Source organism: Volucribacter psittacicida, from assembly GCF_004339025.1.
GTDB classification, from domain to species: Bacteria; Pseudomonadota; Gammaproteobacteria; order Enterobacterales; family Pasteurellaceae; genus Volucribacter; species Volucribacter psittacicida.
In genome coordinates this window covers 403,530-417,417 of the sequence record NZ_SMFT01000001.1, presented here as the reverse complement: position 1 = coordinate 417,417, position 13,888 = coordinate 403,530, and the positions used below count along the sequence as shown (strand labels likewise).

Below are 13,888 nucleotides of genomic sequence, written 5' to 3'. Positions count from 1 at the left end.
AATTTTGTGAAATTAATGTGGTTTTAACCCAATAAAATTATCTTGATGAAACAGGATTATAGCCCTTCCACTTTAAAATAATACAGTATTGATACACTTTACCTTAATTCTAAATTGAAACTGTTGTCATAAAACTGTCATATTTCTTCGTTAAACTTATTTTTGCCAATGCTTATTGGCGATGATTCTTGTTTAATGAAAGGAATATGATTATGTTGAAAACAGCTTTTAGGCAGACATTATCTGCGATTAGTTTCTTAATCCTTGTGCCCTTTACTACGTTGCAAGCGGCGGATATTACGGGGGCGGGAGCCTCTTTTCCTTATCCTATCTATGCCAAATGGACGGCATTATATCAACAACAAACGGGTAATAAAGTAAATTACCAATCCATTGGTTCTGGCGGTGGGCAACAACAAATTATTGCAAAAACCATTGATTTTGCGGGATCTGATGATCCTATGAGTGGGGAAGCGTTGGAACAACATCAATTATTACAATTTCCTGCCATTATTGGTGGGATTGTGCCAGTGGTCAATTTACCCGAGTTGTCAACAGGAGTGTTGAAGTTGTCTGGCGAGGCGTTAGCCCAAATTTATTTAGGTCATATTACCCATTGGAATGATCCTGCGATTCAGCAATTAAATCCCGAATTATCTTTGCCGAATAAACGTATTTTAGTGGTACATCGTTCTGACGGTTCAGGCACTACCTTTGGTTGGACTAATTATTTGTCTAAAGTGTCGCCACAGTGGCAAGCTCAAGTTGGTGAGGGCAAGGCGGTAAAATGGCCAACAGGACAAGGTGCAAAGGGGAATGAAGGCGTATCCGCTTATGTGAAACAGCTTAAATATTCTATTGGTTATGTGGAATATGCTTATGCGAAACAAAATCAGTTAGCTTGGGTCAGTTTACAAAATAAGTCAGGGAATTTTGTGCAGCCTAATCAAGCCAGTTTTAGTGAAGCCAGTGCTAATGCGGATTGGCAAAGTGCGGTTGGAATGGGCGTGATTTTAACGGATCAACAAGGCGATAATGCTTGGCCTATTACGGCGGCAAGTTTTATTTTATTGCCGAAAACGCCTGAGGATTATCAGCAAAATCAACAGGTATTACAGTTTTTTGATTGGGCATTTCATCAAGGGCAACAATCAGCTTTAGCTTTGGATTATGTGCCTTTGCCGGCTAAGGTGGTTGAGCAAGTTCAGTGGCAATGGCAACAACAGCTCAAAGATCACAATAATCAAGCCATTTGGCAAATGAAAAAATAGGAAATGGCACAATGATGGGATCAACACAAGGTTATTTAACCGATAAAAGGCGAGAAAACCTTTTTCGTCGCCTGACTAAAGGCAGTGCTATTTTGGTATTTATCCTCTTTATGGCGATTATTTTGTCATTATTTATGCAAAGTTGGCAAAGTATTAGCCAGTTTAGTTGGGGATTTTTATGGCAGGGCGAATGGGATCCTGTTGCAAATCAATATGGGGCATTAGTGCCTATTGTTGGGACGGTAATTACGTCTAGCATTGCCTTGATGATAGCGGTGCCGATTTCCTTTGGGATTGCCATTTTCTTAAGCGAAATCGCCCCAGATTGGTTGAGCAAACCTATTGCCGTAGCGATTGAAATGTTGGCGGCGATTCCCTCCATTATTTATGGTATGTGGGGCTTATTTGTGTTTGTGCCATTATTTCAACAATATGTACAACCTTATTTTATTGATTATTTGTCATTAATTCCTTTGCTCGGTACTTTATTTGATGATGCTCCTTTTGGTGTGGGATTGTTTTCGGCGGGCTTGGTCCTTGCCATTATGATCATTCCTTTTATCGCCTCTGTTATGCGGGATATTTTTAACTCAGTACCTGCGATTTTAAAAGAGTCCGCTTATGGTTTAGGGGCGACCAAATGGGAAGTTGCCCGTTCGGTGATTTTACCCTATAGCCGAACAGGTATTGTGGGGGCAATGATGTTAGGGCTAGGGCGAGCGTTAGGCGAAACCATGGCGGTTACCTTTGTGATTGGTAACACCTTTCGCTTACCTGAATCCATTTTCTCGCCATCTACCTCTATTGCCTCGGCGATTGCGAATGAATTTAATGAAGCGAGTGGATTACAAAAATCCGCTTTAATTGAAGCAGGCTTGCTTTTATTCCTAATTACCACCTTTGTATTAGTGTTATCACGTTTATTTATCGCTCGTATGCAGAAAAAGGAGGGACGATAATGTTTCAGGTTCATCATCGCCTATTTTATTGCCGAAAAATAAAAAATATCTTGATGTACGCTTTATGTTATGGCTCAGTCATCTTTGGTTTATTTTGGTTATGTTGGATTATTGCCACTTTATTGTTCAAAGGGTTACCGAGTTTTTCGCTACAAACCTTTATGCTTGCGACACCAAGCCCTGGGGAACAGGGGGGATTACTTAATGCCATTGTAGGCTCGGGATTATTATTGTTATTTGCATTATGTCTCAGTGTGCCTATTGGTGTTTTAGCAGGAACTTACTTAGCCGAATATGGTCGTTACAGTAAATTAGCTTCTATTATTCGTTTCTTTAATGATATTTTGTTATCTGCACCGTCTATTGTGATTGGGTTATTTATCTATGCCTTATATGTGAGTCAAGTGAAACATTATTCAGGTTGGGCAGGATCATTGGCTTTAGCGGTTATTGCCATACCTATTATTATTCGCACCACTGACAATATGTTGAGTATTGTGCCTGATCCCTTAAGAGAGTCAGCAATGGCGTTAGGTTGTGGGCGTTGGCGAATGATTTTAACTATCTGTTACCGTTCTGCACAAAAAGGCATATTAACAGGCATCTTACTTGCGGTGGCACGTTTGTCAGGAGAAACTGCCCCCTTATTATTTACCGCCTTATCTAACCAATTTATGTCTTTTAATATGAATGCCCCTATCGCCAATTTACCTGTGGTGATTTATCAGTATGCCGCAAGCCCTTTTGATGATTGGAATAAACTCGCTTGGGCTGGAGCAACCTGCATTACCCTATTTGTATTAAGTATTACCCTTGCAACCCGTTTGCTCTTTAAACAAAACACAATGAAATAAGGACGATCTTTAATGAAACCAGAACAAATTAAAATAGAAATTAACAACCTTAATTTTTATTATCATCAATATCAGGCATTAAAAAATATCAATTTAGCCATTGCTAAAAATAAAGTGACGGCTTTTATTGGGCCATCAGGTTGTGGTAAATCCACTTTATTACGCACGCTAAACCGAATGTTTGAGCTTTATCCTCAGCAAAAAGCCACTGGTGAGATCAATTTAGAGGGCGTAAACCTATTAACGACAGATATTGATATTGCGATTATTCGTGCTAAAGTGGGCATGGTTTTCCAAAAACCAACGCCTTTTCCTATGTCAATTTATGACAACATTGCTTTTGGCATTAAGCTATTTGAACAATTAAGCAAAGCAGAATTAAATGACCGAATAGAATGGGCATTGACGAAAGCTGCATTATGGCACGAAGTCAAAGATAAGTTACAGCAAAATGGGAATAGTTTATCAGGGGGACAACAACAGCGTTTATGTATTGCACGAGCGATTGCGGTTAAGCCAGAAGTGTTATTACTTGATGAACCTTGTTCAGCCTTAGATCCCATTTCAACCTTAAAAATTGAAGAGCTCATTAGCGAATTAAAACAGGATTATACCCTTGCAATGGTCACCCACAATATGCAACAAGCGAGCCGTTGTTCGGATTATACCGCTTATATGTACCTCGGCGAATTAATTGAGTTTGGCGAAACCTCGCAGATTTTTAATCAACCTAAAGATCAACGCACACAAGATTATATTAGCGGAAGAATGGGGTAGGGGAGAGTAATCATAAAAGTGCGGTCTATTTTCAGGATTTTTTATAGGAGTAACAAAAATGGCGACCATTTTACTGGTAGAAGATGAACCCGCAATCAGAGAAATGATCAGTTTATTTTTACAACAAAAAGATTATCAAGTGATCAGTGCTTGTGATTACCAAACCGCTTTAAATAAATTAACAACCTCGCTCGATCTTATTTTAGTGGATTGGTTATTGCCCGGACGATCTGGCATTCAATTGATCCGCTACCTCAAAAAACAACCTGATTACCAACATATTCCGATTATTATGTTGACTGCACGCTCAAGCGAGGAGGATTGTATTCAAGGCTTAAATGCTGGAGCAGATGATTACATTAGCAAACCCTTTTCTTGGCAAATTTTGCAGGCAAGAATTGATGCTGTGTTACGTCGTCACAAACACAATCACGATATCATTAAAATTGATGATTTATGGCTAGACCCACAAGCACAACGTGTAAGTTATCAACAAAAAACCATTAGCCTAAGCGGCACAGAATTTAAACTATTACATTATTTTATGCAAAACCCTGATAAAGTTTATCCAAGAGAATTACTCTTAGATCGTATTTGGGGAAATGATATTTATATTGAAGATCGCACCGTTGATGTTTATATTCGACGTTTGCGTAAAAGCCTTGCCCCCTATGGTTTTGATGGTTATATTCAAACGGTAAGGGGAGTAGGCTATCGTTTTTCTAATAAAGCGGATTAACAATGAAATACCAATTTTCCATAAAACATATTATTGTAGAATTATTTTTTGCATTTCTCTTGGCAGAAGTCTTTAGCTTATTTGCCAAAGATTTTCTTTTTTGGCTAACGGTTTTTGTGATCATTTTATTAATTTGGCATCATTATATTGAACAAAAATTATTAACAACCTTAAATAATTTTGACAAAATTGATAGCCAAACAAATTCATTAAGTAACCTTTCACAAAGCCTCAGTTATTACCGTAATAAAAGTGAAAAAGATAAATTAAAAACCTTAAAATTATTAGAAAAATTAAGCCAACAAATTCAATATTATGCCGATGGTATTATTATTTGTGATAAAAAAGGAAACATTCATTGGTGTAATAATACAGCACAAGCACTTTTCTCCTTTTATTGGAATCAAAATGTGGATAAAAATATTAATAATGTCATATTTTATCCTGAATTTCATTCTTATTTTCAATGTTCATCACAGGCTAAACGCCCATTGATCTTATTAATTGGTGAACAAAATTACATTGAAATTAGCATTTATCAATATAATCAATATCAATTATTAATTAGCCGTAATATTAGCCAAATTGTACATTTATTAAATTCTCGTCAAAATTTTATTGCCAATATGAATCACGAATTGCGTACACCATTGACCGTATTACAAGGTTATTTAGAATTGCTCAATGAAGAAAAACATTCTTCGTCATTACAGCATAAAGCCCTAGACGTGATGCAACAACAATGCGAACGTATGACAAGATTATTACAACAACTCGATATATTGGCAAAAGTAGAAGCCTCAACCACCGCAACCCACCAACGGGTTAATCTTTCAGAATTAGCCTATTCCATACAACAAAGTATGCAAATGATTAATGATCATCAACATCAACTTTATTTTCATATTAGCCCACATCTTTATAGTGAAGTGAATAAAGATCAAATTTATAGTGCAATGACAAATTTAATTAATAATGCCATAAAACACGCCGGTAGACCTTGTGAAATTAATGTGGTTTTAACCCAACAAGATCAGCAAATTATATTTAGCGTTACAGACACAGGACAAGGAATAAAAGCGGAACATATTCCCCATTTAACTGAGCGTTTTTACCGCGGCGATAGCTCACGAGAAAAAACCAAAGGCAGCGGTTTAGGGTTAGCCATTGTGAAACATATTTTAGAGCAACATCAGAGTAAATTGATAATTGATAGTGAAGAAAATAAGGGATCGAGATTTTCTTTTTCGTTGTGGTGTGATTAATAAAAAAATTAACTTATTTTATAAAGTGCGGTTTGTTTTGAGGTTATTTTTACAGTTATCTGTAAGGCTATTATTTTAAAGTGTTGTATCTATGAAAAACAAGTGATATAAGCTCTAGACTTATACCACTTTCTATTTTGTAATAATGGCTTAAATTACCCCACCCAAATAAATTTCACTAAAAATAGCAATGCCACGATAGCCACAGGTAAATTAATTTCTTTTATTCGTCCAGTGCAGGTTTTCATTACACAATAAGCGATAAAACCAAAAGCGATTCCCTCAGTAATGGAATAAGTAAATGGCATCATTGCGGCAGTGATAAATGCGGGGGTTGCCTCTGTGAGATCGTCCCATTGCACCTTAATTAAACTTGATGCCATCAAGATCCCTACAAAAACTAATGCTCCTGCGGTGGCATAAGCTGGTACAACGGCGGCTAAAGGGGAAAAGAAGATGGTTAATAAAAAGAGTAAGCCTACGACAACAGCGGTTAAACCTGTTCTTCCGCCGACCGAAACGCCTGAACCACTTTCAATATAGGTACTGATAGCGGAAGTCCCCATATAAGATCCTAATACCGCACTACTACTATCGACCAATAAGGCTTGTTTCATTTTTGGGAAGCGTCCTCGGTTGTCAGCAATGCCTGCTTTATCGGTTACCGCAATGAGGGTTCCTGAAGAATCAAATAAATTGACCAACATAAAGGAAAAAATAATGCCAATTAATGCGGTATCTAATGCCCCCGCAATATCTACTTGCCCCACAACAGGGGTTAAACTTGGTGGCATAGACATAACGCCATTAAATTGTACATTATCATCAAATAATAAGGCTAATGCCGTAACGACAATGATAGACACTAAGACACCAGAATGACGCCCTTTTGCTGCCATTGCTACAATGATAAAGAAACCTAACACTCCTAATAATAATTGTGGCGAATGGAGATCGCCAACAGTAACCAAGGTGGCTGGATTTGCTACCACTAAACCCATATTTTTAAAGCCAATTAATGCGATAAATAGCCCGATACCTGCACCAATACCCACACGAAGCCCCAGCGGAATGGAGGACATTAGCCAATAACGGACTTGCAATAATGTTAATAAAAATAAACCGATAGAGCCCCAAAAAATTGTGCCCATTGCCACTTGCCAGCTATAACCGAGCTTTAAGACGACAACATAAGCAAAAAAGGCATTCAAGCCCATTGCTGGTGCCAAAGCAATGGGTAAGTTACTGAAAAGTCCCATTGCGATAGTGCCGATAGCCGCAATTAAACAGGTGGTAACAAAAACAACCTGAGTGTCCATACCTGTTACCCCTAAAATAGAAGGGTTGACAAAAACAATATAGACCATTGTGAAGAAGGTGGTAATGCCTGCGATAATTTCGGTTTTTACGCTACTCTTATGTTGTTTGATTTTAAAAAATCGTTGTAGAAAAGATTGATTTTCCATGATGAGATATTTCCAATTAGGTTATTCAAAGGTAAATTGAAAAACAATCGGTGGTTTTTCTGCGAAATTCTAGCAAATTTGAGGATAGGTGGCGATATTTTTATTACTTTTTGGGCGATAGAACTTTATTGTGAAGAAGTCTGTCGCCCTTAATATTAAGAAATCCTAATGTTCCTCACGATTTAGGCTTATCAACAATTCTACTGCCATTTGAGCTTGTGAAAATCCTTGTTCATCGCTTACCGTCCATAGGGTTAATTGTTCATCTGTTTGTTCTAGTTGGCTAATATGCAAATAACAATATGCTTGATCATTTTCCATTTCACCATTGGTAACAGGCGTAATTAAAGGCTGATCATAATATTTCACTAAAGGATGTTGTTGCCATTCTGTGATGATCTGTGTTGGATCAACCATATAATCAAGCTGTAGGGTTAAGGTTTGTGCCATACCATAAAAGACAGGGGTTTGTACTTGATGAAAAATCGCTTGTCCTAATTGAGGAAAAATTTTGCTTAATTGTAAAGGTAAATTTGCTTTAAGTTGAGGTAAAACATTAAAGGCAAAACGGGTTTGTTGTTCGTCAAGGGGTATGCCATTAAGTAGCTGGGCGGTTTGTCCGACTAACTGTTCCACTTGCTCTTGGCTTGAATAAGAGGCAGGTAATAAGCTGGTAATAAAAACCTGATTAAGATTTTGTTTAAAAGGGTTTAAGGCTAAAGCGGCTTGAGTTACCTGTGGATCAGGTAAACTGACAATATTATGTGTGCGTAATTGGCTTAATTGTTGTTCATTTACGCTTGGCACAACAACAGGAATATCCGTTAAATTTGCACAAATGCCTTTAATATCAATCACAATACAGCCTGCTTGAGCCACTTGAGGTAATAAATTGACTTTTTCAATATCTCCTGCAAACAAAAGATAATGAATATTATGCCAATCTATATCTGCAAAATCTTGATGAGCAATGTTTTTATGATGAAAACGTATGCCTTGTTCTTCATTAAAGGGATAAATATCCGCAATGCTAAGTTGATCAATGGCTAAGTCCGTTTGTTCTAAATAAGTAACAATTTTACTGGTTAAGCTAAATTCCGCTGCAATGGCAATATTTAAACTTGTATTCATTTTTTTCTCCACGCTAAAATATCCCTACTATTTTATGCAAGAATCAGGGAATATGCTATGACACCAGCAGTAGATTTTTTAAAAAAAGCCAAAATTGCTTTCCAATTACACAGTTATCAACATGATCCGAATAATACTCACTTTGGCGAAGAAGCCGTAGAAAAATTGGGATTATCCCCTTTGCAAACCTTTAAAACCCTACTTATTGCTCAAAATAATGATCAAAAGAAATTAGCGGTTATGGTCATTCCTGTGGCTTATCAATTAAATTTAAAAAAGGTCGCACGAGCTTTAGGCTGTAAAAAAGCTGAAATGGCGGATAAACAGGTGGCACAAAAAACCACAGGCTATTTAATTGGTGGCATTAGTCCCTTAGGGCAAAAGAAAAAATTGATAACCTTCATTGATCAAAGTGCGGTCAGTTTTTCAACAATTTTTATTTCTGGCGGAAAACGTGGGCTAGATATAGAAATCGATCCACAATGTTTAGCGAAAGCATTAAATGCACAATTTGCTGATCTGTTAGAAGTAGAGGAATAAGACTTAATAAAAATATAGCCGTTCCCATAGGAACGGCAAAACTTGTTCTTACCTAAAATCATTAGCTTGTTTGAGTAAATGCCGACTTTCTTTCATAAAAAGCTCAGAATATTCACCAAACCATTGATGAACTTTTTCAAAGGTGGCAATAAAGCCTTGTTTATCGCCTTGCTCAAAGAATTTTAGACTTTCATCATAGCTATCTCGTAATGATTTTATTACCTCTAAATTTTCTGGTTTGTCCATAATAATATCCGCATATAAGCTGGCATCTTGGGCAAATAAACGTCCAATCATCGCTAATTCTAAGCGGTAAATCGGGGAGGAGAGTGCTAATAATTGAGCAAGCTCAACGGGTTGTTGGGAAAGATGTAAGCCATTGGCAAAGGTGGCAAAATGGCGTAGTGCCTGAATATAAGTCATACTATGATCATGCTCTTTGGCATCAACAGGATAAATAATTGCCCCCCACATTGCCATTTGTTCGAGTAACCATTGATAACGCTCCGCAAAGCGGCCATCACAGCGTGCAACCACTTGTTTTGCCATACTCGGAATATCAGGGCCAAACATAGGATGTAAACCAACGACAGCCCCTTTATGTACACTCAACATTTTCGCTAGAGGTGCAGATTTGACGGAGGTTAAATCCGTCAATAACATATTTTCGGTTAAATAAGGCTGCAAGCGTTCTATGGTTTCTAAGGTGTTTGCAATCGGCACAGAGACCATCACCACATCCGCTTGGGCTAAAATATCTTCCGCCTTATGCCAATCATCACGCCCTAATAATGCCACTTGATAACCAGATAATTGGAAATAATGAGCAAATAATCCGCCAAGTTTACCTTTTCCGCCCACAATCACAATTTTTTGAATGGCAGGATTGAGTTTTTTAAAGCCAAAATGATTTTCATTGGTATAAGATTCTCGCATTATTCGGCGTAAAATATCTTCAATCAGATCGGGCGGAACACCTAGTTTTTCAGCCTCTTGTCGTCTTGCCTGTAACATATCCGCTTCACGCTCAGGTACATAAATCGGTAAGCCATATTGATGTTTGACCTCGCCGACTTTGCTTACTAAAGCTAAACGTTTGGCAAGTAATTGTAATAAAGCGCGATCCGTTTCATCAATTTCATCGCGTAATGCGTTGAGTGCATTCATAATTTATCCTTTATGTGCTAATTTGTTTGCAATATTGCGTAATAGGGTTTCGGTAGTTTGCCAATCAATACAGGCATCGGTAATAGAAACACCATATTTCATTTGGCTAACAGGTTGATCCGCACTTTGATTTCCTGCATAAAGATTGCTTTCTAACATTAATCCAATAATTGAGCGATTACCTGCTAAAATTTGTTGAACCGCATCTTCTGCAACCAAAGGCTGACGGCGATAATCTTTATTGGAATTACCATGACTACAATCAATCATAATCGCCTGTTCTAATCCAGCGTTAGCTAATTCAATTTCACATTGTGCCACAAATTCCGCTTGATAATTAGGCATTTTTCCACCGCGTAAAATAACATGTCCATCGGGATTACCTTCCGTATGAAGCAAGTTCACTTGTCCTTGTTGATTAATACCGATAAAACTATGCCCCATTGATGCCGCTTTCATCGCATTAATCGCTGTTGCTAAACTGCCATCTGTCCCATTTTTAAAGCCAACAGCCATTGATAGCCCTGAGGCTAACTCTCGATGGGTTTGGGATTCTGTGGTACGCGCACCTATTGCTGACCAGCTAAATAAATCTGCCATATACTGTGGTGTAATAGGATCGAGGGCTTCTGTGGCTAATGGCAAGCCTAATTCGGCTAATTCTATTAATAAAGCTCGTGCGATATGTAACCCATGTTCAACATCAAAAGAGCCATCAATTTTAGGATCATTAATCAAACCTTTCCAACCGACCGTTGTGCGTGGTTTCTCAAAATAGACTCGCATAACAATGTAAAGATTATCTGACAGCTCAGAGGCAAGCTGTGCCAATTTTTTGCCATACTCAATAGCTGCCTGAGGATCATGAATAGAACAAGGTCCAATAACTACCAATAATTTATCTTGTTTCTTATGAATAATATTGGCAATCTCTTGACGAGATTGTTCAATTTGATGGCGTAATTGCGAGGAAAGGGGTAATTTTTGTTTTAATTCATAGGGGGTTACTAAAACTTTTTCATCAACAATATGTACATTGTGTAAGCTATCTTTATTCATATTTCACTCCTTATAATATTTTAAATAATAAATGTAAAATAATCATTACATCAAATGTAATAAATATAATACATAATAATTTAAAAAAGACAATGGGCAAAATTCACCATTTTGCCTAGGGGGCAATTAAAGTAAGATGTGGGATATAAAGTGGTACAAATATTATTTTAAAACTGACCGCACTTTAAGAAAAAACCTGCCTTTTGGCAGGTTTTATAAGAACTAAACTGATTTTTTTCTACACAGCAAAATAAGCAGTGCAAAAATAATTGCTGTAGCAATAAAGGCGTACAACATTGAAGAGGTAAATCCAATCACAAGATAACCTACTACAGTGGATAATGCTACTAACATGGCATAAGGTAATTGGGTTGTGACGTGATCCATTAAACCACATTTTGCTCCCGTAGAAGAAAGAATAGTGGTATCTGAAATTGGCGAACAATGATCGCCACAAACAGCCCCTGCCATTACAGCAGATAAACAAGGAAGCAATAATTCTGGTGCTGCATTGGCTGCGATCGCTGCTGCAATCGGTAACATAATTCCAAAGGTTCCCCAGCTTGTTCCTGTGGCAAATGCCATGGCTGTTGCTAATATAAATAGCAATGCAGGTAATAATTCAATGGCAAAATTGCCAGATACGAGCGTAGATAAATATTCCCCCGTTTTCATATCGCCAACAACATTATTAATTGTCCAAGCAAAAAGCAAAATTAAAATAGCTCCTGACATGGATTTCATACCTAATATCCAAGCACGAAAATAAGTGGACATATCAATATGACGGCCAGCAATAATACAAAGGGTTAACACCACTAAAGCACTTACGCCACCGAAAACAAGAGAAATCCCCACCGTTGTATTTTCAAATGCCCCTAAAACACTAAAAGGTTTGTTTTCTAAACTTAATGCTTGATGGCCTGTGTACATCATCATAAACACAGTAGCAACAATTAAAGCCACAATAGGGAATACCAAATTACGCATTCTTCCTGTCACAACAATCTCTTCATTTTCATCATGCTCTTTGGCTAAAGCAGCTTGTTCATGTCTCGCCATTGAACCTATATCAATAGAAAAATAAGCCACAAGGAAAACCATAATAATGGAAAAAATCGCATAATAATTCATAGCACTCATTGCCATAAATGCCCCGATTGGCGAATAATCAGTGATAGAATAAGTGGCTAATAATCCTGCGATTAAGGTAATAATATAAGCTCCCCAGCTAGAAACAGGCATTAATACACACATAGGTGCGGCAGTTGAATCCAAAATATAAGCCAGTTTAGCACGAGAAACCTTAAATTTATCGGTAACGGGACGTGCAATAGCGCCAACGGCTAAGCTATGGAAATAATCATCAATAAAGGTCACAAAGACTAATGATGCCGCCATTAATTTTGCACCACGTCGCCCTTTTATGCGTTTTTTTGCCCAATTTGCAAAGGCTTGATTACTGCCTGATAAAGTAAAAAGTGCGGTTAATATTCCCAATAATAATAAAAAAATTAAAATATTAATATTATCCGCATTTAATCCCTGTGCTTCCACATCATAGACTAAGGATAAAATATTGTCTTTAAGATAAATTAACGAAGTAAGTAAATTACCACCGCCAAGCATTAATGCCCCAACCAAAATACCAACGCTGAGTGAAAAAATCACTTTACGTGTGGTAATGGCTAAACTCAATGCCAATAACGGCGGAATAATTGACCAAATGGACGTAGAATAATTAATGAGTTGCATGACCTCTACCTAACAATAAAATAAGGGAGATCTACTGAAAGAAATAACCAAATTGATTATAACAGGTTAGTGAATTAAACCATCTAAACAGTAGCGCTCCATAGTGAACATAAACATACTATGGCAGTGACGTACCTTTCAATAACGCCCCCAACCAATCAAAATGACTTTTGATTGATTTCGGCAAATATTCCTTTCCTTTTCCTTCATCGCTATCCGCTCAGAAAAAATACTTATAACATTTGCGCCTCTACATATGCGGAAGTGCTAAGATTACGATAATATGCCTGAAATGACAATAGAATTTGCTTATTAATATGATATATTTTCTCTTAACCAGTCCAATTAAGATTAACCGATGCTACCATTAATCTAAAAATAAAATAAATAAAAAATTAAAGTGAATATTATAATTTTTTATTGCTATTATTCTTATAATTATTATAATTGCCCAAACATCATTAAATGAATTAAGGAGGAATTTTATGTCTGACCTAGTAAAAACATTGAATAATATCCGTAGCCTACGCGCTTTAGCTCGTGAACTTTCTTTAGAAGAGTTAAAATCTATTTTAGAAAAATTAACTTTAGTAGTAAAAGAAAAACATCAAGAAGCTGCTGAGTTACAAGCAAAAGAACAACAACGCTTAGAAAAATTAGAAAAATATAAAGAATTATTACAACAAGATGGTATCAATGCCGAAGATCTCATTGAATTATTAGGTGGCGAAGCCCCTAAACGTAAAAAAAGAGAACCAAAAGCAGCCAAGTACCAATATGAAGAAAACGGCGTTGTCAAAACTTGGACAGGTCAAGGAAGAATGCCTAAAGCAATTAAACAAGCAGTAGATGCAGGAAAATCCTTATCTTCTTTTGAAATTTAATCAACAGTCTTATTACCATAA

The 13,888-nt window shown here is 37.0% G+C and carries 13 protein-coding genes and 1 riboswitch; of the genes, 8 read left to right on the top strand and 5 right to left on the bottom strand.

What is annotated here, in order from left to right; genetic code table 11:
* Window positions 1-206 precede the first annotated feature (206 nt).
* From pstS to phoR, 6 genes are read left to right on the top strand one after another with little or no spacing between them, the layout of a single operon-like run.
* Complete coding sequence (gene pstS, locus EV694_RS01890) at window positions 207-1,271, top strand: phosphate ABC transporter substrate-binding protein PstS (protein ID WP_132688437.1); 1,065 nt, start codon at window positions 207-209, stop codon at window positions 1,269-1,271.
* An 11-nt stretch (window positions 1,272-1,282) separates the two neighbouring features.
* Window positions 1,283-2,230 (top strand): phosphate ABC transporter permease subunit PstC, encoded by a 948-nt coding sequence (gene pstC, locus EV694_RS01885; protein ID WP_165865483.1) that lies wholly within the window; start codon window positions 1,283-1,285, stop codon window positions 2,228-2,230.
* On the top strand, window positions 2,230-3,084 hold the full coding sequence (gene pstA, locus EV694_RS01880; protein WP_132688434.1) for a phosphate ABC transporter permease PstA: 855 nt from the start codon (window positions 2,230-2,232) through the stop codon (window positions 3,082-3,084). The genes pstC and pstA overlap by 1 nt, the downstream gene beginning before the upstream one ends.
* Window positions 3,085-3,096: 12 nt before the next feature.
* On the top strand, window positions 3,097-3,861 hold the full coding sequence (gene pstB / locus EV694_RS01875; protein ID WP_132688431.1) for a phosphate ABC transporter ATP-binding protein PstB: 765 nt from the start codon (window positions 3,097-3,099) through the stop codon (window positions 3,859-3,861).
* 58 nt (window positions 3,862-3,919) lie between these two features.
* Window positions 3,920-4,600, top strand: coding sequence for a phosphate regulon transcriptional regulator PhoB (gene phoB, locus EV694_RS01870; RefSeq protein WP_132688428.1), 681 nt, complete (start codon window positions 3,920-3,922; stop codon window positions 4,598-4,600).
* A gap of 2 nt (window positions 4,601-4,602) precedes the next feature.
* Window positions 4,603-5,865 (top strand): phosphate regulon sensor histidine kinase PhoR, encoded by a 1,263-nt coding sequence (gene phoR / locus EV694_RS01865; RefSeq protein WP_132688425.1) that lies wholly within the window; start codon window positions 4,603-4,605, stop codon window positions 5,863-5,865.
* Window positions 5,866-6,020: 155 nt separating this feature from the next.
* Here phoR and EV694_RS01860 read toward each other — a convergent pair whose 3' ends face one another.
* Both EV694_RS01860 and EV694_RS01855 read right to left on the bottom strand, forming a co-directional pair.
* On the bottom strand, window positions 6,021-7,331 hold the full coding sequence (locus tag EV694_RS01860) for an NCS2 family permease (RefSeq protein ID WP_132688422.1): 1,311 nt from the start codon (window positions 7,329-7,331) through the stop codon (window positions 6,021-6,023).
* Between the two features lie 165 nt (window positions 7,332-7,496).
* Window positions 7,497-8,462 (bottom strand): Asd/ArgC dimerization domain-containing protein, encoded by a 966-nt coding sequence (locus EV694_RS01855; RefSeq protein WP_132688419.1) that lies wholly within the window; start codon window positions 8,460-8,462, stop codon window positions 7,497-7,499.
* A 57-nt stretch (window positions 8,463-8,519) separates the two neighbouring features.
* Between EV694_RS01855 and ybaK the strand changes: the two genes are divergently transcribed.
* Entirely contained in the window at window positions 8,520-9,002 is a 483-nt protein-coding gene (gene ybaK, locus EV694_RS01850) for a Cys-tRNA(Pro) deacylase (protein ID WP_132688416.1), read from the top strand.
* A gap of 48 nt (window positions 9,003-9,050) precedes the next feature.
* On the opposite strand, the gene tyrA is transcribed toward ybaK, so the two are convergent.
* The 3 genes from tyrA to EV694_RS01835 all read right to left on the bottom strand — a co-directional run bounded on the left by tyrA (window position 9,051) and on the right by EV694_RS01835 (window position 12,983).
* On the bottom strand, window positions 9,051-10,169 hold the full coding sequence (gene tyrA, locus EV694_RS01845; protein ID WP_132688413.1) for a bifunctional chorismate mutase/prephenate dehydrogenase: 1,119 nt from the start codon (window positions 10,167-10,169) through the stop codon (window positions 9,051-9,053).
* Window positions 10,170-10,172: 3 nt separating this feature from the next.
* Window positions 10,173-11,228 (bottom strand): 3-deoxy-7-phosphoheptulonate synthase, encoded by a 1,056-nt coding sequence (locus EV694_RS01840; protein ID WP_132688410.1) that lies wholly within the window; start codon window positions 11,226-11,228, stop codon window positions 10,173-10,175.
* Window positions 11,229-11,450: 222 nt separating this feature from the next.
* Window positions 11,451-12,983 (bottom strand): Na+/H+ antiporter NhaC family protein, encoded by a 1,533-nt coding sequence (locus tag EV694_RS01835; RefSeq protein ID WP_132688407.1) that lies wholly within the window; start codon window positions 12,981-12,983, stop codon window positions 11,451-11,453.
* Window positions 12,984-13,066: 83 nt separating this feature from the next.
* Window positions 13,067-13,244: riboswitch (Lysine riboswitch) on the bottom strand.
* Window positions 13,245-13,468: 224 nt separating this feature from the next.
* Between EV694_RS01835 and EV694_RS01830 the strand changes: the two genes are divergently transcribed.
* Window positions 13,469-13,867, top strand: coding sequence for an H-NS family histone-like protein (locus EV694_RS01830; RefSeq protein WP_132688404.1), 399 nt, complete (start codon window positions 13,469-13,471; stop codon window positions 13,865-13,867).
* Window positions 13,868-13,888 lie beyond the last annotated feature (21 nt).

Bases quoted from the DNA above. Each gene is read 5' to 3' on its own strand.
- EV694_RS01840 (WP_132688410.1), bottom strand. From the start codon at position 11,228: ATGAATAAAGATAGCTTACACAATGTACATATTGTTGATGAAAAAGTT.
- EV694_RS01835 (WP_132688407.1), bottom strand. From the start codon at position 12,983: ATGCAACTCATTAATTATTCTACGTCCATTTGGTCAATTATTCCGCCG.
- EV694_RS01830 (WP_132688404.1), top strand. From the start codon at position 13,469: ATGTCTGACCTAGTAAAAACATTGAATAATATCCGTAGCCTACGCGCT.
- pstS (WP_132688437.1), top strand. From the start codon at position 207: ATGATTATGTTGAAAACAGCTTTTAGGCAGACATTATCTGCGATTAGT.
- EV694_RS01860 (WP_132688422.1), bottom strand. From the start codon at position 7,331: ATGGAAAATCAATCTTTTCTACAACGATTTTTTAAAATCAAACAACAT.
- tyrA (WP_132688413.1), bottom strand. From the start codon at position 10,169: ATGAATGCACTCAACGCATTACGCGATGAAATTGATGAAACGGATCGC.
- EV694_RS01855 (WP_132688419.1), bottom strand. From the start codon at position 8,462: ATGAATACAAGTTTAAATATTGCCATTGCAGCGGAATTTAGCTTAACC.
- pstC (WP_165865483.1), top strand. From the start codon at position 1,283: ATGATGGGATCAACACAAGGTTATTTAACCGATAAAAGGCGAGAAAAC.
- phoR (WP_132688425.1), top strand. From the start codon at position 4,603: ATGAAATACCAATTTTCCATAAAACATATTATTGTAGAATTATTTTTT.
- phoB (WP_132688428.1), top strand. From the start codon at position 3,920: ATGGCGACCATTTTACTGGTAGAAGATGAACCCGCAATCAGAGAAATG.
- pstA (WP_132688434.1), top strand. From the start codon at position 2,230: ATGTTTCAGGTTCATCATCGCCTATTTTATTGCCGAAAAATAAAAAAT.
- pstB (WP_132688431.1), top strand. From the start codon at position 3,097: ATGAAACCAGAACAAATTAAAATAGAAATTAACAACCTTAATTTTTAT.
- ybaK (WP_132688416.1), top strand. From the start codon at position 8,520: ATGACACCAGCAGTAGATTTTTTAAAAAAAGCCAAAATTGCTTTCCAA.